Source organism: Pandoraea capi (assembly GCF_902459735.1).
GTDB lineage: Bacteria > Pseudomonadota > Gammaproteobacteria > Burkholderiales > Burkholderiaceae > Pandoraea > Pandoraea capi.
The window spans coordinates 279,823-297,748 of the sequence record NZ_CABPRV010000007.1 but is presented as its reverse complement, the minus strand read 5'-3'; the positions used below and the strand labels follow the sequence as shown (position 1 = coordinate 297,748).

Annotated in this window: 18 protein-coding genes and 1 tRNA gene; 10 read left to right on the top strand and 9 right to left on the bottom strand. The window is 60.3% G+C overall.

Annotated features, from left to right (window positions below; genetic code table 11):
- Nucleotides 1-383 precede the first annotated feature (383 nt).
- Nucleotides 384-896, bottom strand: coding sequence for an HNH endonuclease (locus tag PCA20602_RS26055; RefSeq protein ID WP_246182193.1), 513 nt, complete (start codon nucleotides 894-896; stop codon nucleotides 384-386).
- A gap of 648 nt (nucleotides 897-1,544) precedes the next feature.
- On the opposite strand from PCA20602_RS26055, the gene PCA20602_RS16325 reads away from it, so the two are divergent.
- A complete protein-coding gene (locus PCA20602_RS16325) occupies nucleotides 1,545-2,213 on the top strand; it encodes a hypothetical protein (RefSeq protein ID WP_150722112.1) in 669 nt (222 codons plus the stop codon).
- 246 nt (nucleotides 2,214-2,459) lie between these two features.
- Here the strand turns inward: PCA20602_RS16325 and PCA20602_RS16320 are convergent, their stop codons facing one another.
- The 4 genes from PCA20602_RS16320 to PCA20602_RS16305 form a co-directional block, all read right to left on the bottom strand.
- Nucleotides 2,460-2,990: an HD domain-containing protein gene (locus tag PCA20602_RS16320; RefSeq protein ID WP_150722111.1), complete on the bottom strand. Its 531-nt coding sequence runs from the start codon at nucleotides 2,988-2,990 to the stop codon at nucleotides 2,460-2,462.
- A gap of 71 nt (nucleotides 2,991-3,061) precedes the next feature.
- Nucleotides 3,062-3,508 carry a hypothetical protein gene (locus tag PCA20602_RS16315; RefSeq protein WP_150722110.1) on the bottom strand — a complete coding sequence of 149 codons (447 nt, stop codon included), beginning with the start codon at nucleotides 3,506-3,508 and terminating at the stop codon, nucleotides 3,062-3,064.
- A gap of 53 nt (nucleotides 3,509-3,561) precedes the next feature.
- Nucleotides 3,562-4,200, bottom strand: a complete 639-nt coding sequence (locus tag PCA20602_RS16310) for a lysozyme inhibitor LprI family protein (protein WP_174981200.1) — start codon at nucleotides 4,198-4,200, stop codon at nucleotides 3,562-3,564.
- Between the two features lie 35 nt (nucleotides 4,201-4,235).
- Nucleotides 4,236-4,610, bottom strand: a complete 375-nt coding sequence (locus PCA20602_RS16305) for a hypothetical protein (protein ID WP_017233125.1) — start codon at nucleotides 4,608-4,610, stop codon at nucleotides 4,236-4,238.
- Between the two features lie 163 nt (nucleotides 4,611-4,773).
- Between PCA20602_RS16305 and PCA20602_RS26290 the strand changes: the two genes are divergently transcribed.
- Nucleotides 4,774-5,208 (top strand): helix-turn-helix domain-containing protein, encoded by a 435-nt coding sequence (locus PCA20602_RS26290; protein WP_150722108.1) that lies wholly within the window; start codon nucleotides 4,774-4,776, stop codon nucleotides 5,206-5,208.
- A gap of 99 nt (nucleotides 5,209-5,307) precedes the next feature.
- On the opposite strand, the gene PCA20602_RS16295 is transcribed toward PCA20602_RS26290, so the two are convergent.
- From PCA20602_RS16295 to acs, 4 genes are all read right to left on the bottom strand, one after another.
- Nucleotides 5,308-5,398, bottom strand: a tRNA-Ser gene (locus PCA20602_RS16295).
- Nucleotides 5,399-5,484: 86 nt separating this feature from the next.
- Complete coding sequence (locus PCA20602_RS16290; protein WP_069341397.1) at nucleotides 5,485-7,503, bottom strand: sodium:solute symporter family protein; 2,019 nt, start codon at nucleotides 7,501-7,503, stop codon at nucleotides 5,485-5,487.
- The gene (locus tag PCA20602_RS16285) at nucleotides 7,500-8,177 is read right to left on the bottom strand and encodes a DUF4212 domain-containing protein (RefSeq protein WP_246182185.1); all 678 of its coding nucleotides are present in this window, start codon (nucleotides 8,175-8,177) and stop codon (nucleotides 7,500-7,502) included. Before PCA20602_RS16285 ends, PCA20602_RS16290 begins: the two co-directional genes overlap by 4 nt.
- A 30-nt stretch (nucleotides 8,178-8,207) precedes the next feature.
- Complete coding sequence (gene acs, locus PCA20602_RS16280; protein ID WP_150722107.1) at nucleotides 8,208-10,190, bottom strand: acetate--CoA ligase; 1,983 nt, start codon at nucleotides 10,188-10,190, stop codon at nucleotides 8,208-8,210.
- A 300-nt stretch (nucleotides 10,191-10,490) separates the two neighbouring features.
- Here acs and PCA20602_RS16275 point away from each other — a divergent pair, with 300 nt between their 5' ends.
- The 8 genes from PCA20602_RS16275 (at nucleotide 10,491) to PCA20602_RS16240 (ending at nucleotide 17,920) form a co-directional block, all read left to right on the top strand.
- On the top strand, nucleotides 10,491-11,450 hold the full coding sequence (locus PCA20602_RS16275) for a DMT family transporter (RefSeq protein ID WP_150722134.1): 960 nt from the start codon (nucleotides 10,491-10,493) through the stop codon (nucleotides 11,448-11,450).
- A gap of 192 nt (nucleotides 11,451-11,642) precedes the next feature.
- Nucleotides 11,643-12,203 (top strand): TIGR00645 family protein, encoded by a 561-nt coding sequence (locus tag PCA20602_RS16270; RefSeq protein WP_150722106.1) that lies wholly within the window; start codon nucleotides 11,643-11,645, stop codon nucleotides 12,201-12,203.
- A gap of 41 nt (nucleotides 12,204-12,244) precedes the next feature.
- Nucleotides 12,245-13,768 (top strand): fumarate hydratase, encoded by a 1,524-nt coding sequence (locus PCA20602_RS16265; RefSeq protein ID WP_069341402.1) that lies wholly within the window; start codon nucleotides 12,245-12,247, stop codon nucleotides 13,766-13,768.
- A gap of 282 nt (nucleotides 13,769-14,050) precedes the next feature.
- Entirely contained in the window at nucleotides 14,051-14,530 is a 480-nt protein-coding gene (gene bfr, locus PCA20602_RS16260) for a bacterioferritin (protein ID WP_044454353.1), read from the top strand.
- Nucleotides 14,531-14,657: 127 nt separating this feature from the next.
- Nucleotides 14,658-15,542, top strand: coding sequence for a glutamate racemase (gene murI / locus PCA20602_RS16255; RefSeq protein ID WP_150722105.1), 885 nt, complete (start codon nucleotides 14,658-14,660; stop codon nucleotides 15,540-15,542).
- Between the two features lie 199 nt (nucleotides 15,543-15,741).
- Nucleotides 15,742-16,002: a (2Fe-2S)-binding protein gene (locus tag PCA20602_RS16250; RefSeq protein WP_069341404.1), complete on the top strand. Its 261-nt coding sequence runs from the start codon at nucleotides 15,742-15,744 to the stop codon at nucleotides 16,000-16,002.
- A 418-nt stretch (nucleotides 16,003-16,420) separates the two neighbouring features.
- Complete coding sequence (locus tag PCA20602_RS16245) at nucleotides 16,421-17,140, top strand: energy transducer TonB (protein WP_150722104.1); 720 nt, start codon at nucleotides 16,421-16,423, stop codon at nucleotides 17,138-17,140.
- 39 nt (nucleotides 17,141-17,179) lie between these two features.
- Nucleotides 17,180-17,920: a MotA/TolQ/ExbB proton channel family protein gene (locus tag PCA20602_RS16240; RefSeq protein ID WP_150722103.1), complete on the top strand. Its 741-nt coding sequence runs from the start codon at nucleotides 17,180-17,182 to the stop codon at nucleotides 17,918-17,920.
- Nucleotides 17,921-17,926: the final 6 nt, after the last annotated feature.

The window sequence follows — 17,926 nt, the reverse complement described above, 5'->3', positions numbered from 1 at the left end:
ACATCGAGCAACCGCGGACGCTCCTGCCGCTTTCCAGGAGTTGGTTTAACGGGACTTTGCTAGAAGCCCATTGGCCCGATTGAAGGGGGCAGGTCATGGGTGCCTTTATCGTGAACGCTCTACTGTGGTCCGATCCGCAAAGCAGCAAGATGCAACGCGCGGACGCAGAGCGCGATATGCGTGACGCCATGCCAGCCATGTACGCCATGGGCCTTTTCGACGTGTTTACGATTCAGGACGCGAAATTGTGCCAAATTCTGGCGAGTGACTCATAGACGAGATCGCCGAAGGATCGCGTATCACTCGATGGTTATCCGATGAACTCTTCTGAAGAACATCCTTGCCCATTGGCCATCAAAGGCACGGTTGTTCTCCAGCAGTACTCAGTCAAACCATTCCGCTTCGTTGAAGTCACAAGTTTCGTGGGAAAAGTAGATCCAACTGCCATCGGCCCGGTGCCGCTTCAAGAAAGGCTTCATGCCTGCGTATATGCTGCGAAGCCGCATGCCGCGACGCAGACCTAGTCCTGTCATGTCGCTTTCGCCAAGATGGCGGGCGACAAGTAACATGCCGTCCGGCGCAAACGAGATAAATCCGCGGTCGAAAAGCTTGTCGAGATTTGGACTAAGTAGGATACCGTTGTCCACACTAAGACGCGCCTTGTTCGTTTCACACAGCCGCCAAGCGTGAATATGTGAGGCCACGAGCACGTCTATCGGACCACAGCCGAGCACACCGCACGTCCCCCAACGCTTCTTCAGAGCATCTCTGAACTTTCCCTGTCCAACGCGGGCAAGGCGGAGTTGAGCTCGCTCCGTGGAACTAGGTACTGAGTTCGTAGACGCTGCTTCGTCTGTCGAACCTTCCGTCCCGTCGCTTACTGAAGCATCAATCATCGCTTCGACGACGGAATCCGACAGGTGGTTGAGAAACGAGGTATCACAACTGGATGGGGCGCGAACTGGTGCAGGCAGCCCTTTGGCGATATTCTGGCGACCCGAATAGACCAACGGGCACCCTTCATGGGCTGGCCTGTGCTCAAAATGGGCTCGATTCCGACCACCCTCACTCGGCTTCATTAGAACAATGGGACCATGACACTCATAGCAACGTACCGTCGCCATATGCTTAACTTCATACGCGGCGAGAACAGGCCAAATCTCCCAGCGAGTACCACACCAAATCTCGCAGTGCGTTTTATCACTGGGTCGCACATGGGCTCGTCCAGCATCGGTGATCGTGAATAGGTAGGCGCCCCCGACATCGCTCTTGCTAACGAAGCCTCGTTCAAGGCAGTCCTTTAGCGCGCGAACATACTCACTTCTCTGGCCTAGGCTATCACCAAGTTCCGCGCAGGTTGCCCCATCTGGCATACTCGCCAATGCACGGAGAACAACTCTACTTTCTACGCTCATATTCAGTATTTTTGTCACAATGTGAGTTAACTCGCGATAGACATGTCTCACTGGACTCATTACATATGACATTAAACTTCCAGAAGGCAATGCCGATATACCAAATATTATTATCTATCGTGAGCGGACATGGAACTCGACTGGATCGTAAAGCCTGCCATGGTTCTATTTGGTGCCTACGGTGCTGCAAAAATCTACTATGACCTCTCGTCGGGAAAGGTCACCCGTATGCGAGAACAGTATAGATTTGCAAAAGAGTATTTCACAGATATAAAATCGGGATCCGCAAACCATCCATTCCTTCGAGAAAAAGGCCTTCAGGCAATAGTCGGTGATAGTCGACTCCATGCCAACGACATTGAATATCTGCTTCGACTAAAGGATCCCGTAAAGGCGATTGAATATTTTGGACAGGGGAGACAATACCTTCAGCTTCGAAAGACCGGAATAAATGAGGCCATTGAGTTCCAGATCCAGTACCGAAGCAAGTGGTCACGCAAATGGAGAAAAATGACGTTTCTCGCGTTTTACGGGCTCTCCGCGTTCGTCGGCTATAGCCCTGTCGCATTTTCAAAATATCTATTTTCGAACCCTCAAAATCTGCTGACTGCGTGTGCACTGAGTATTCCGGTGGGTTCATATTACGCGTGGATGGCTCTGCGAGCTGCAGTAAGAATCAAGCGAGCGGAGACTCTCGTTAAGTCGCAGGAACTTGCGGATGCTCCGTTAATTTCAGAAGCGGCCGACATCGCGCTGGCTTTTGCGTCGAAGGGAAACAGAAGCAAAGCCTCTTCGTAGGATAGTTCCCTCATCGGATAAGCGAGTGAAACGGTGATACTTCATTCGGAGGCGCTGCATGTCGCGTCGCGGCCACCACGCGACCGGCGAATTACCCTTGGGAGGGTGAAGCTCAAGAGCGTGAGCGCAAAGTCAGGTGCGAATAATCAAGGCGCACACATGATCCTAGAATATCCACTGCTCATTTTACTTTCAGCCTCATTTCACAAGGTCGTTAGGCACGTGCCTAGCATGTACTTTCTGTATTTATCCCCGCCTCATATTGAGCGCTATTCCGAATGCATGCAGGAGTGCAGCGTTCTCGCAACGCAGGCCTGCCACTACTTGGGCTGCCCAGTTAAAGTAGTCTCCCCGGCGCCCGAGAGACCACTGTGGCGGCGGTGCACTGATTAAGTCCCGTAGGTTGCAAGTAGCGTCAGCGATTTTGATAAGCGCCGCCTTCTCGGATTTTTGCGGCGCCAGTTCGATCTGAAGATCTTTACGCCTTTGTTTTGGCAACGTCTTGTCGTCCGTCACTTCCCAAACAATCTGCGCAACCTCCGCCCCGAACAGCGATCTCAGTTCTTCAACGTTTGTCCCCGTGTCCTCGATGGTGTCGTGGAGAATTGCAGCCATCAGTACTGAAATATCGCTAACCTCACCCACCGTCGCAAGCAAATGAGCGACCGCAATTGGATGATTGATATAGGGTGACGCATCAACGTCCTTCCGCCGCTGATTCCTATGTCGCTCAGCCGCAAATTGAATCGCGCAGAGCAAATCTGCCGGATTACTCATTAGCCTTGTCCATTGAATGCGCGCGGACTAAAACCCCGTGCGCGTTTATCGAAATTGCGTCGGCGCCTGAATCATATTTTCTGAGTCCCCGCATCGGTGCTCGGACTACCAGATCTCGACCAGGCAGCTCGGGCAAGCTCAGCATGATCGGCCATCGGGCAAACGTAGCCGCGTCGAGCGAGCGTTCGAGCAGTGATCTTGTTGCCCCATAGCGCGTAACGTCCCACGTAGAAGCCGTACGCGCACCACAGCAACAGAGACACCATGTAGAAGTCCCTGTTCGCATATGCGGGCTCCTCCGGTATCACGTCGATGAGCCCAATCCATATCGAGTTGCCTGTGCGAAGCAACGTTTGCGCGACGATGTAGCCGATGACGATCAACGCCGGGATGTACAGACGGCGCCTTGCATACGCAACAATCGCTACGATTGGAAACGCGAGCCCGAACCAAAACGACCAAGCTACGCCGATCTTCACTGAGACGACGGTTTCATCTTTTTTCATCAGAACATTCATGATTCTTCCCCGTTGTGCGTGCGACTTCGATCGGCAAGGAATGCCGCAGCGGCTTACTTCTTCGGAATGAGTACGATTGCCCTCGAACGATCGTCGAATTCCTTCGTGCCGTCGGGCCAAACGAGGAGATCCCCGATAACGCTGACCGCTTGAGAGGCGTCTTCGAGCCAGTTAATTTGCTCGGCAGCACTTTCGGGCACGTTCCAGACGTAACGAAGCTTGTACTGACGGTCACCCACCTGAACTGCGGTAAAGCCGCCAGCGGCGTCGTGGTCAAATACGAGGGCTCCATAAAGGATCACCCCAGCGATTACGGACGTCTTCGGGGGAAGTGGGGCTGGTCCAGTGCCAGGAAGAGCAAGCACTCGGCCGTTTTCTGCGGTCACGCTAAGTGCGCGCGTTCTAGCGCCGTAGGCGTCCGCAATACATTCGTCGGTACGACACTTGTCGCGAATAGTCGTCCGCCACTTGTTCTGGTCTTTTCGAAGCCCTTCCTTGTCAGTTGTCCGGGCCGACGCCGCAACAAACGCCTGTGCAAGTTGACGATCCAGCGCCGAAAGCTCAGGGCTAATGCAGATCGAACGCTCAACCGAACTCGTCGCTTTGCGGCAGTCGAACGAGGGCTGCGACGTCTCGGCCCGCGCCCACCCAGCGAAAGCAGATCCGATCACGACGGACGTGACTACCAGCACGCTTCGCGCGCGATTCGAACTCGTTGTCCCTCGACTCATCGGATTGCCCCCGCAGCTTGCTGGCATCGCGAAGTCATGCCACCACCGAACGTGAGCATCGTCGTGACGTTGATAATCCCCTTTTGCAGTTCATCGCGTGCGGTCGTTGCACAGGCTTGAGCCACCTGGTCATAACCATCGCTCTTGATGTGCGCCCGAATATCCGCCACCAATCCGCGCGTGTCCACGTACCGCTTGGTGTTTTCAAGGTCGGCAGGCTTACGCAACTCGATGAGTTTGACCAAATCCGCCCCACACACATTGATCGCCGTGACGTATTGCTGGCAGGCCGGAGGGATGGACTGTGCCGTGACACTTTCTGCGGCACCAGCCAGCAGGACGATGAGCCCCGAATACAACATCTTTTTCATTCTTCAGTTTCCCGAAAGTTCGTCGGACGTTTTCCCATTGCTTCATTCAGGACAAATTGTAGCATTTGTATTGTAAATAAAAATGTCTACAAGATAGGTGCCGTGGTTACGCGTCGTGTTTCAACCAAGAATCCCGGGGACTTCGTTCTTCGGGAAGGTCTTGATGAGAAGCTTGAGGGAGTGCTTTGCCGAAACGGTCAGAGCCCGCCGCAAACACTTGAAGTTGTCGCAGGAGGCATTCGCGGACAAAGTGGACATGGACAGAACGTCGATTAGCCGCATCGAGCGCACCGCTCCAAACGTTTCAATCCGAACGGTCTTTCGGATCGCCCAAGCACTTCAGACGAAACCGGGCGCGTTGCTCGTCGGCGAACACACCGAGCAGTCGATGAAATCGGTGCCGCCTGAAGTATTCGGTCACGCGGTTAGAGATGCACGCGTGATTCGCGGCCTGTCGCAAAAGGCGGTGGGAGATATGATCGGGATGGATCGGAACTACGTAAGCACGATAGAGCGGTCGGAAGAACTTCCTACGCTTGATACTCTGGAAAAATTCGTCGGCGCCCTTGACCTGGACGTGCGGGCTATTTTCGGCTGATCAATGCCCAGCGGGGTCATCTGACTTGATAGTCGAACTGATAGTCGATCGAAACACCAATAAAAAAAGCCCTTGAAATCAAGGGCTTTTTCACATCTTTGGCGGAGAGAGGGGGATTCGAACCCCCGATAGGCTATTAACCTATACACGCTTTCCAGGCGTGCGACTTAAACCGCTCATCCATCTCTCCTGAATGGTCGCGCATTATAGCAGGTCGGCGGCAACATCTCACCCATTTCGTGGCGACTCGGGCAAAAATCCTTTCGGTGCCCCGTCTCATGGGCGTCGGAGATGGTCCACCAGATGCCGGTCACGCTCGCTCGGGCGGGCGCCCAATAAGCTGAACGCGATCGCCACCGCGAACCCGACCGGGACACCGAACGCCCCCGCCGAGATGGGGTCCACGCCCCACCAGCGGGAACCCGCGAAGCCCGTCAGGCGGGTGAAGAACGGGTACGTCGTCATGATGTAGTACACGCACACCAACAACCCACTCACCATCCCTGCCGTCGCCCCCAGTCGCGTCGTCCGCTTCCAGAACACCCCCAGCACCAGCGCCGGGAACAGGCACGACGCCGCTAACGAAAACGCCGCCCCCACCAGAAACAATATGTTCCCCAGCTTCAATGACGTCACATACGACGCAAACATCGCCACGCATAACAACAAGATCTTCGACGTCGTCACTCGCTTCTGGCTCGACGCATTCCGGTCCACCATGTGGAAGTAGACGTCGTGCGACAACGCGTTCGCAATCGTCAACAACAATCCATCCGCCGTCGACAACACCGCCGCCAACGCGCCCGCCGCCACCAGTCCCGATATGACATACGGCAATCCCGCGATCTCTGGCCCCGCCAGCACCAACATGTCCGGCTGCATCCAGATCTCGCCCCACTGCACCACACCATCCCGATAAACGTCGGAGATGTCCAGCTGCACCGGCGTCGCGTGACGCCACTGCGTCACCCACCCCGGCAGGTTCTCGTATCGCGCACCTACCAGATGCAGCAGCACGTCGTACTTCAACATCACCGCCAACGCCGGCGCACTCACATACAGCAACGCAACGAAGAACAGCGTCCATCCCACTGAACTCCGCGCGCCCTGCACCGTCGCCGTCGTGCCATATCGCGTCAGAATGTGCGGCAAACTCGCCGTCCCGATCATCAGACACACCATCAGCAACAGGAAATTCAGCCGCTGCGAACTGCGGGTCGTATCGTCACGCGCCGGGAACGGCTCCGTCATCGCGCGCGGCGGCTCACTGCGCTCGACATACTGATTGCGCATTTCCAGCCACTGGTTCTGCGCCTCGCCCACGTCTCGCGGGAACGCCTCCAGCCTCGTCTCGAGCACCTTCACGTCGCGCAACGGCCCATTGCGACGCTTCGTGTCCAGCAATTGCCGCTCAAGCTCCGCTCGCTCGGTATAGAACGTGTCCGGCAATCCGTCTAGCCGACGCTGCATCTGCTCCGCCTGCTCGCGGTAGTAATCGCGCACTTCCTGCTCAGGCACGGAATTCTTGAGCTGCTTCTCCAGCACCTCGACCTTCGCCAGCGCCTCACCGTAAGTGAATTGCGGGAACCAGCCGTTGCCCGTCTGATGACCGATCATCGCCGTCGGCACCAGAAATGCAGTGATCATGATGATGTACTGCGCGACCTGCGTCCAAGTCACCGCCCGCATCCCGCCCAGAAACGAGCACACGAGAATGCCCGCCAGTCCGAAGAAAATCCCGATCGTGAATTCGACGCCGATGAAGCGCGACGCAATCAACCCCACGCCCTGAATCTGTGCGACGAGGTACACGAACGAACACAGAATCGTCGAGAAGACACCCAACGCGCGCACCAGATTGCTGTCGTATCGCGTGCCGAGAAAGTCCGGCACCGTGTATCGCCCCATCTTGCGCAGATACGGCGCGAGCAGGAACGCCACCAGACAGTAACCGCCGGTCCATCCCATGACGTAGGCGAGGCCGTCGTATCCCGACACGTAAAGCGAACCCGCCAACCCCATGAACGACGCCGCACTCATCCAGTCCGCCGCGCACGCCATGCCGTTGAACATCGGCGGCACGCGCCGTCCCGCGACGTAGTACTCGGTGGCGTCGGACGTCCGCGAAATCAGACCGATCACCGCGTAGACGGCAATCGTCACGAAAAGGAACGCGTAGCCGATCCACACGCCCGGGCCATTGACCTTTTCGAGCAGGCCGATCATCAACACGAACGCGAGAAAACCCGCCGTGTAATACAGGTAGTAGCGCAGCAACCTGCGCGTGAAACTCATCGGTAGATGTGCGCCGACGCGGCGCGAGAAGACGCACTTCGTGAAGTGGCGGGCGCCATTGCGCTCTCCAGCGTGTCGTCGGTGAGGCCAAGGCTGTCGCGACGCGCGTCGCGCAACGCATGCAGCGCCTTGCGATAGCGTGCATCGTTGAGCCGCTGGAACAACGCGTAGACAACGATCAGCCCGATGTCGACGAGAATGGAACCCTGCGCGCCCATGTAGAACGGCAACGGCCATCCGGCAAATCGCATCGCAGCCCATTCGCGCGCCCAGAACTGCGGCACGAACGTCACCACGAAACCGATCCCCATCAGCACGGCCACCAACCACAACGTTCGGCGCCAGTGACGCGCAGCAATCGCCGCGGCCTGACCATGCCAGTCGATATCGGGAGAAAGATCCGTCGGCGTCGCCCCATTGGGCGCACCGACATGACTGCCTGTGGCATCAGGAGATAAAGGAGACATAGGGGACACGCCACGCTGCCCCGAAGACCCCGGCGTCGACGCGATGTCGTGGTGATCGCCGGAGGCGAAGGGCGAGGTGACGGCGTCGTCGCCTCGCGCCACAAACGATGTCGACGAAACGCCCGCTGCGCCACCGAACGTGTCGTCCGGCGACGTCCCGCCGTCGTCAGCGGAGCCCGGCGCGCCGGGCCGCGAGCGTTGCGTCATTGCAGGCCGCTTGGGTGTGCAAACCCGCGCTTACTGCGCCTGCTTGAGCTGGTCCAGAATGGCCGGGTTCTCGAGCGTCGACGTGTCCTGCGTGATCTCTTCGCCCTTGGCGATCACACGCAGCAAACGACGCATGATCTTGCCCGAACGCGTCTTCGGCAGGTTGTCCCCGAAACGGATGTCCTTCGGCTTGGCGATCGGACCGATCTCCTTGCCCACCCAGTTCCGCAGTTCGAGCGCGAGTTGCTTGGCCTCGTCACCCGTCGGACGCGAACGCTTGAGCACCACGAACGCCACGATGGCCTCGCCCGTCGTGTCGTCCGGACGCCCCACCACCGCAGCTTCCGCCACAATCGGGTTCGCGACCAGCGCCGACTCGATTTCCATCGTGCCCATGCGGTGTCCCGAGACGTTCAGCACATCGTCGATACGGCCCATGATGGTGAAGTAACCGGTCTTCGCATCGCGAATCGAGCCGTCACCTGCCAGATAGATCTTGCCGCCCAGTTCCGACGGGAAGTAGCTCGTCTTGTAACGCTCCGGATCGCCCCAGATCGTCCGAATCATCGACGGCCACGGACGCTTGATCACCAGCATCCCGCCCTGCCCGTTCGGTACGTCCTGGCCCGTCTCGTCGACGATGGCCACCGCCACGCCCGGCAGACCCAGCGTGCACGACCCCGGCACCAGCGGCGTGGCGCCCGGCAACGGCGTGATCACGTGACCGCCCGTCTCCGTCTGCCACCACGTGTCGACGATGGGGCAACGCCCGCCGCCAACGTTTTCGTAGTACCACATCCACGCTTCCGGATTGATCGGCTCACCAACCGACCCGAGAATGCGCAGCGACGACAGGTCGTACTTTTTGGGATGCACTTCCGGCGACTGCTCCGCGGCCTTGATCAGCGAACGAATCGCCGTCGGCGCGGTGTAGAACACGGTCACTTTGTGACGGCCGATCATCTCCCAGAAACGCCCGGCGTTCGGATAGGTCGGCACGCCTTCGAACACCACTTGCGTGGCGCCCACCGCCAGCGGACCGTAGGCGATGTACGTATGGCCCGTGATCCAGCCGATGTCAGCGGTGCACCAGAAAACGTCGTCCGGCTTGATGTCGAAGGTCCACTGCATGGTGAGCGATGCCCACAGCAGATAGCCGCCCGTGCTGTGCTGCACGCCCTTCGGCTTGCCCGTCGAACCCGAGGTGTAGAGGATGAAGAGCGGATGCTCAGCGCCCACCCATTCCGGCTCGCACTGATCCGACTGACCGGCGACAAGGTCTTGCAGCACTTCGTCGCGACCGGCCTGCATCGTCACATTGCCGCCCGTGCGACGGTAGACGATCACCGACTTCACATGCTCACAACCGCCCATCGCGAGCGCTTCGTCGACAATGGCTTTCAGCGGCAACGCCTTGCCGCCGCGCATCTGCTCGTCTGCCGTGACGATGGCGACTGCGCCCGCGTCGATCACGCGCTCGTTGAGCGACTTGGCCGAGAAACCGCCGAATACGACCGAATGGGTCGCGCCGATGCGGGCGCACGCCTGCATCGCGACCACGCCTTCGATCGACATCGGCATGTAGATCACCACGCGATCGCCCTTCTTCACGCCCTTGGCCTTGAGCGCGTTCGCAAAGCGGTTCACGCGCGCCAGCAGGTCACGGTAGGTGACAGGCGTCACCGTGCCGTCGTCGGCTTCGAAAAGGATGGCGGTTTTGTCGCCCAGGCCCGCTTCGATCTGGCGGTCCAGGCAGTTGTAGGAAGCGTTGATCTGACCGTCTTCGAACCACGTATAGAACGGGGCATTGGTCTCGTCGAGGACTTTGGTGAACGGCTTGTGCCAGGCCAGATTCTCACGCGCCTGACGCGCCCAGAATCCCTCGTAATCCTTCTCGGCCTCGGCGCACAGCGCCTCATAGGCTGGCATGCCGGAAATGTTCGCTTTGGCGACCAGCGCCTGCGGCGGCGCGAAAACGCGCTGTTCCTGCAATACCGATTCAATTGCTGCCATGAGTTGTCCCCTCTTATGGATATGCAAATACGATTGCAATCAAGCCAAAACAAATCGCTAACGTCACATTAAGACGAGCGACTTACTAACGCCTTACACTGGTGCATTCGACTCCCGTTCCTTGCGTGCGGGACTCACGCAGATCGCGTTGTCGCATTGCAGCAAACTGTGGCGTATTCGCTACAATCCTACGCTCATCACCCCCTTCCCGCCACCCCGGAATCGCCCGGAGCGCCCGTGAATTCGACATCTACGCCGCCATCGAGCCGCGACAACGTGACGACGGCAAGCGCCGCCACCATGCATCCCAACCGGGTCGACGGCCTCTTTGCCCGCTTCCCGAGTTTCGCCCTCGCCCTGGCGATGACCTTCGTCGGGACCAACGTCGGCATCGGCAAGACGATGGTCGCCGTCATGCCCGTGGCCGCCTTCGCGCTATGGCGTTTTCTCATCGCCATCGTCGCGCTCGCCCCGCGCTACCGGCCGTCAGCCATGCGACGCGTCACGCGCCGCCAGTGGGGTCACCTCTTCGTGCAGACGTTCTTCGGCACGTTTCTCTTCACGTTACTGATCCTGTCCGGCGTGCGTATGACGACGGCCACCGCCGCCGGCGTCATCACGGCCACGTTGCCCGCGTGCGTGGCGCTGCTGTCGTGGGCCGTGCTGCGCGAACACCCGTCGCGACGCACGTTGCTCAGCATTGCGCTGGCGATTGCCGGCGTGGCGTTGCTCAACGTCTCGCGCGGCGACGGTCATGGCGCAGCCGGCGCCACGGACGCCACTGCCAGCGCATGGCTCGGCAACGCGCTGGTGCTCGGTGCCGTCGTCTGCGAAGCCATCTATGTGATCGTCTCGAAACGGCTCGCCGCCGAACTGCCCGCCATCGACATCTGCGCCTATACGCATCTGATCGGCGGGGCGCTGATGCTGCCTTTCGGGGTCGTCGGACTGATGGCTGTGGATTACTCGGCGCTGAGCGTCGGGCACTGGGCGCTCATCGTCTGGTACGGCCTCGCGGCGAGCGTCTTCTCGTTTTTTCTGTGGATGCGGGGGATTCGCCACGTCAGCGCGCAGCTCGCCGGGGTCTTTACGGCAATGGTGCCGGTCGCCGCCACCGCTTACGGCGTGATTTTTCTGGGGGAACGGTTGTCCGTCGCCCAGGGCGGGGCACTGGCGCTCACGGTCGCGGGCATTGTGCTCGCGGCGCTTCCCGGCCGCTCCGCCGGCTCGCGAAAGACGCTATTGCCGGCGCGCGACTGAATCGAACGCGGCCGCGCCGCCAAGACGTTGTAAAATGCCGCCCATGCCGGATATCGCGACGCGCTATCCGTGCCCGGGTGCCTCGATGGCGCCCGCTTCGTGGTTTCGTATTCCGTATTCGATTTGCGTAACTGATAACTACAGCCCGCGTCACGAGGCGCGGGTCAACGTATTCACCCCGTCAAAATAGCCATGTCGACTCCTGGCCTACCGCCTGCGCCGACGCGTCCCATGCGTCCGCTCCCCCGCGTCATCTTCTTCAGCCGCTGGCTGCAACTGCCGCTGTACCTCGGGCTGATCGCCGCGCAAGGCGTCTACGTCTACAAGTTCCTCGTCGAACTGTTCCATCTGGTCAGCCACGCGGCGACGTTCGACGAAACGCAGATCATGCTCGTCGTGCTCGGCCTGATCGACGTGGTGATGATCTCGAACCTGCTCATCATGGTGATCATCGGCGGTTACGAGACCTTCGTCTCCCGCCTCGGTGTCGAGGGCCATCCGGACGAACCGGAGTGGCTCGATCACGTGAACGCCGGCGTACTCAAGGTGAAGCTGTCGATGGCGCTCATCAGCATCTCGTCGATTCATCTGCTCAAGACGTTTATCGATGCGTCCCAGCAAACGCCGCACACGATCATGTGGCAAGTGATCATTCACTGTGCCTTCCTGCTTTCCGCCGTCGTCATGGCCTACGTCAACAAGATGACGAACGACAGCCATGCGCCCGCGTACGCGACCCCGCAGCAGCAGTAGTCATTACAAATACCAGTCCCCACTAAGTCGAGAGCCGTTTCATGTCTACCGTCATTAAAGAAGACGACGTCATTCAGAGCGTCGCCGGTGCCCTGCAATACATCAGCTACTACCACCCGGACGATTACATCCAGGCACTGGGTCGCGCCTACGAGGCCGAAGAAAGCCCCGCCGCCCGCGACGCCATCGCCCAGATCCTGACCAACAGCCGCATGTGCGCCGAAGGCCGCCGTCCGCTGTGCCAGGACACCGGGATCGTGACGGTGTTCGTCAAGGTCGGCATGAACGTGCGCTGGGACGCCAAGCGCAGCCTCACCGACATGATCAACGAAGGCGTGCGTCAGGCTTACATGCACCCGGACAACGTGCTGCGCGCCTCGATCGTGGCGCCGCCGGAAGCCGGCCGCAAGAACACGAAGGACAACACGCCTGCCGTCATCCACTACGAAATCGTGGAAGGCGACAAGGTGGACATCACCGTGGCAGCCAAGGGCGGCGGCTCGGAGAACAAGTCGAAGTTCGTGATGCTCAACCCGTCCGACTCGATCGTCGACTGGGTCGTGAAGACGGTGCCGACGATGGGCGCCGGCTGGTGCCCGCCGGGCATGCTCGGCATCGGTATCGGCGGCACGGCCGAAAAGGCGATGGTCCTCGCGAAGGAATCGCTCATGGACCCGATCGATATTCATGACGTGATCAAGCGCGGCCCGCAGAACTGGAACGAAGAGCTGCGTATCGAGCTGTTCGAGAAGGTCAACGCCCTCGGCATCGGCGCGCAAGGCCTCGGCGGCCTGGCCACCGTGCTCGACGTGAAGATCCTCGACTACCCGACGCACGCAGCGTCCAAGCCGGTCGCCATGATCCCGAACTGCGCGGCAACGCGTCACGCCCACTTCACGCTGGACGGCTCGGGCCCCTCGTTCCTCGCCGCGCCGTCGCTCGACGCCTGGCCGAACGTGCACTGGGCGCCGAACACGGAGACGAGCAAGCGCGTCGATCTGGATACGCTCACGCCGGAAGAAGTCGCCAGCTGGAAGCCGGGTCAGACCCTGCTGCTCTCGGGCAAGATGCTCACGGGTCGCGACGCCGCCCATAAGCGCATCGCCGACATGATCGCCAAGGGCGAGCCGCTGCCGGTGGACTTCAAGGGCCGCGCGATTTACTACGTCGGCCCGGTCGATCCGGTGCGCGACGAAGTCGTTGGCCCGGCAGGTCCGACCACGTCCACGCGGATGGACAAGTTCACCGACATGATGCTGTCCAAGACGGGTCTGGCCGTGATGATCGGCAAGTCGGAGCGCGGCCCGGCCGCCATCGAAGCCATCAAGAAGCACAAGGCTGCGTACCTGATGGCCGTGGGCGGCGCCGCCTACCTCGTGTCCAAGGCGATTCGTGCGGCGCGCGTGCTGGCGTTCGACGACCTCGGCATGGAAGCCATCTACGAGTTCGACGTCAAGGACATGCCGGTGACGGTGGCCGTCGATGCAACCGGCGTCTCGGTGCACCAGACCGGACCGAAGGAATGGCAGGCCAAGATCGGCAAGATCCCGGTCGCAGCGGAATAAGTCTCATCGGTATCCGTAGTGCACGCGTCTCATGCGTGCATGGGCCGACGGCGTCACGCCATCGGCCCGCGAAGGAAAGCCCGGCCTGGCCCGGGCTTTTTTTCGTCCCGCGAATGTCGAGCCGGCATCGATTCCGCTCGCAAAAATGTCATGCGACAAAGCGAGAATGGATCGCATTACCATTCGCGCCTCGGTTCACGAAAAGCCTTGCAGGGCTTGGCTTTCCGAGCTTTTCAGGCTACTCTTCAACCGCTTGCAAATTGCATAAAACAGGGATCCGAAATGAAAGGCGACAAGAAAGTCCTCGAACTCCTCAACGCACAGCTCACCAACGAGCTGACGGCGATCAACCAGTACTTTCTGCACGCCCGCATGTACAACCATTGGGGCCTGACGAAACTCGGCAAGCATGAGTACGACGAGTCCATCGGCGAGATGAAGCACGCCGACAAGCTGATCGAACGCATCTTCATGCTCGACGGCCTGCCGAACCTGCAAGATCTGCACAAGCTGCTCATCGGTGAGAACACCGAAGAGATTCTGCAATGCGATCTGAAGCTCGAATACCTCTCGCAAAAGACTTGCAAGGAAGGCGTGGCCCACTGCGAAAGCGTGAAGGACTTCGTCTCCCGCGAGATCTTCAACGAGATCCTGCACGACACTGAAGAGCACATCGACTGGCTGGAAACGCAGATCGAACTCATCGGCAAGGTCGGTCTCCAGAATTACCAGCAGTCGGGCATGGCGTCGTTCGAAGAATAAGCCCGACACCCCGCAAAACCCAGATAAGAAAAGCGCGCCGCCGCACCGACATCGTCATCGACTTCGGACGGCAGGCTTTGCGCTAGAATTTCGGGGCCGGCAACTTGCCGGCCCTTTTTCATTTGCCATGCCCTCCAACGCGCCGATTGGCGTTTTCGATTCCGGCCTCGGTGGCCTCTCGGTCTTGCAGGCCGTTCGTGCGCGGCTTCCGCGCGAGTCGCTGATCTATGTCGCCGACTCCCGATACGCCCCCTATGGCGAACGCCCCGACGCGTTCCTCGAACAACGTAGTCTGGCGATCGGCCGATGGTTACGCGAGCGCGGCGCCAAGGCATTCGTCGTCGCCTGCAATACGGCCACAGCCCACGGCGTGGCTGCCCTGCGCGCCGACGACTCATGGCCCGTGGTCGGCGTCGAGCCGGGCATCAAGCCGGCGGCAGCCGTATCTCGCAGCGGTGTGATCGGCGTGCTCGCCACCGCCGCCACGCTGCGCAGTGCCCGCTTCGCAGATCTGCTGGCGCGTCACACCGCACAGGGGCAGCGGTTTCTGTGTCAGCCGGGCCATGGGCTGGTCGAGCGTATCGAAGGCGGCGATGTCGATTCGCCCGAGGTCATCGCGCTGCTGGATAAATACATCGCGCCGATGCTCGCGCAAGGCGCGGATACACTGGTGCTCGGCTGTACCCACTACCCGTTCCTGATCCCTGCCATCGAGCGGCATTTCGGCACCGCACTCACGCTCGTCGACACCGGTGCAGCCATCGCCCGCCAGCTTCAACGACGGCTTGAGGTAGACGATCTGGCCGCGCCCCCTGCATCGGGAGACGGCGGCAGTCTTCACTTTTTCACGACCGCCAACGCGGATGCCCTTCAGACGATGGCGGACCGCCTGATCGTGGATGCGCCACGCGTGCAGACGATCGAAATCGATGCGACGACGGCACTGGCTGCCGGTGAGGTTGCCGATCAGTCGGCTCAAGCACCCCAGTCGGCCCCGGTAGTCGCGCCCTAGGCCCTGCGTGGGCCGCACCCCAACCGGCCCCGCAAGCCCCGTCCCGCCTGGCATTCGCCTCAAACCCTCCCATCATTTCCGCCTGATACGCTTGCCGTATATCCCTGTGCGTGCCATGGGATAGGTCAATGCCGCTTGCAAAAGACGTCGACTTAAATAATAATTATTCTCATTATTGTTACATTTTGACGTTTTCATCATGATCGTCTGCGTGTGTAAATCCGTTTCCGACCGTCAGATCAAGGCTTGCCTCGACGCCGGCGCCACCTCGATGGAAGATCTTCAGATCGACCTCGGCGTTGCGTTGTGCTGCGGCAAGTGCGGTCCGTATGTCCAGGAAATGGTGACCGGTGCCACGCCGTGCTGTGGCCGCTCGTGCGGTGGCTGCTGCCAGTCCGTGCGCGTCGAGACGACGACGGAAGTCGTGGTGGTGCGTCAGGAACTCGCGCTGGCGGCTTGATCCGCCTCATCAGTTTCAGCGCTCGCAGTTCGACGACGAGACGCCTGCTCGTCCTGCATGACCGGTTTTGAACGATTTGGAATTTCACCAGCGTGGCAGTCATCCGGATAGCCACGGGGTAATGGAGCCAGCCAGGCGTTCCGCGACATTGCGGCGCCATGCGCCAGCCAGCGACGTTGTCACCCTGGAGGTGTCAGATGGAACTCCTGATTGGCTTTATTTCGACGTTATGTTTGTCGTTTTTCCTGTTTCGAAGGTGAGTTCGAGTACGGTTTCTGACTCACTGCGTTCGCCGACCGCGCCCCATGGCGCGGTTTTCCTTTGATCGTACGTCCGGCCTGTCCCGAACCCAGAGGCTTTGCGCACCGCGCTTCACTCACTGTTCACCGCCGCAATTTAGCGTACCCTAGCCGTTACCATGTCGACCGCCGTGTCTCCCGCCGTGACCTCACCTGGCCTTGCGCTCTCGCAATTCCGCGATCCGCTGACGTCGCCGCGCGCCATCGCGATTGCCGCTGCGATCGTTGTCGTTCACATTGCCGCTCTGGTCGGTCTGTCGCACCTGCGCAACGAGCCTGAAAAGGCAACGATCGAGCCGACGACCTTCACCGCGACGATCATTCCGCTCACGCCCGCCCCCACGCCGCCGCAACCCGCGCCGCCCAAACCGCAGCCGGAACCGCCCAAGCCGAAGGTCGCGCCGCCGCCGCCCAAGCCGCGCGAGCAACCGAAAAACGCCATTACGCAGAAGGCCGAACCGGTCGCGCCGCCGCAACAAACGACGACCGAACCGGTGCAGCAAGCGGCACCCACGCCGCCGGCGCCGCCCGCACCGGCCCCGGCGCCCGCGCCGTCCGGCCCGATCGAAGGGCTGGCCGTGAAGTGCGACGAACCGCGTGTGGTCTACCCGACGCAGTCGCGCCGTGTGGGCGAAGAAGGCGCCGTCACGTTGCGCCTCGTGATCGACACCCGTGGGGTGGTCTCGAGCGCCAATGTCGTCAAGTCGAGCGGTTTCCCCCGTCTCGATCAGGCAGCGCGCACCGCCGCACTGGCAATGCGCTGTGCCCCCCCGATGCAGAATGGCCGCGCGGTCGAAGCGGCCGCGACCAAACCGTTTAACTTCAATCTGAACGATTAACGTAACGATCTACGAACTGGATCTTCCGAGGAACGAAAAATGCAAGAGTATGGTTTGAGCCACGTCTGGTCGCAGGGCGATTTCGTCACCCGCGCCATCGCGATCGTGTTGCTGGTGATGTCGGTGCTGTCCTGGACGGTCATTATCATCAAGGGCACGCAAGTCTTCCGCCTCTCCCGCCTCACGCGCACGGCCGAGCCGGACTTCTGGCACTCGGAGAATTTCTCTGCCGGTCTGCAAAAGCTCGGCGAATCGGGTCAGAACAATCCGTTCCTCGCACTGGCACTCGCCGGTCAGGACGCCGCCGAACATCACCGTCAGAGCCAGCCGCATCTGCACGACAAGATGGACGTGAGCGACTGGATCACGCGCGCGCTGAAGAACTCGGTGGACGATACGGTCTCGCGTCTGCAAAGCGGTCTCGCGATGCTCGCCTCGATCGGTTCGACCTCGCCGTTCGTCGGTCTGTTCGGTACGGTGTGGGGCATTTATCACGCCCTGCTCGCCATCGGCGCCTCGGGTCAGACGACCATCGACAAGGTGGCTGGCCCCGTGGGTGAAGCCCTGATCATGACGGCCTTCGGTCTGTTCGTCGCCATTCCGGCCGTGCTCGGCTTCAACGCCCTGACGCGCGCCAACAAGGGCATCGTCTCGAAGCTCAACCGCTTCGCACACAGCCTGCACGGTTACTTCCTGACGGGCGCCAGCGTGCACTCGACGCAGTTCGCCAACAACGTCACGCCGGTGCGCAACAAGTCCACGTCGGCCAGCGCCAGCTAAGCCGCC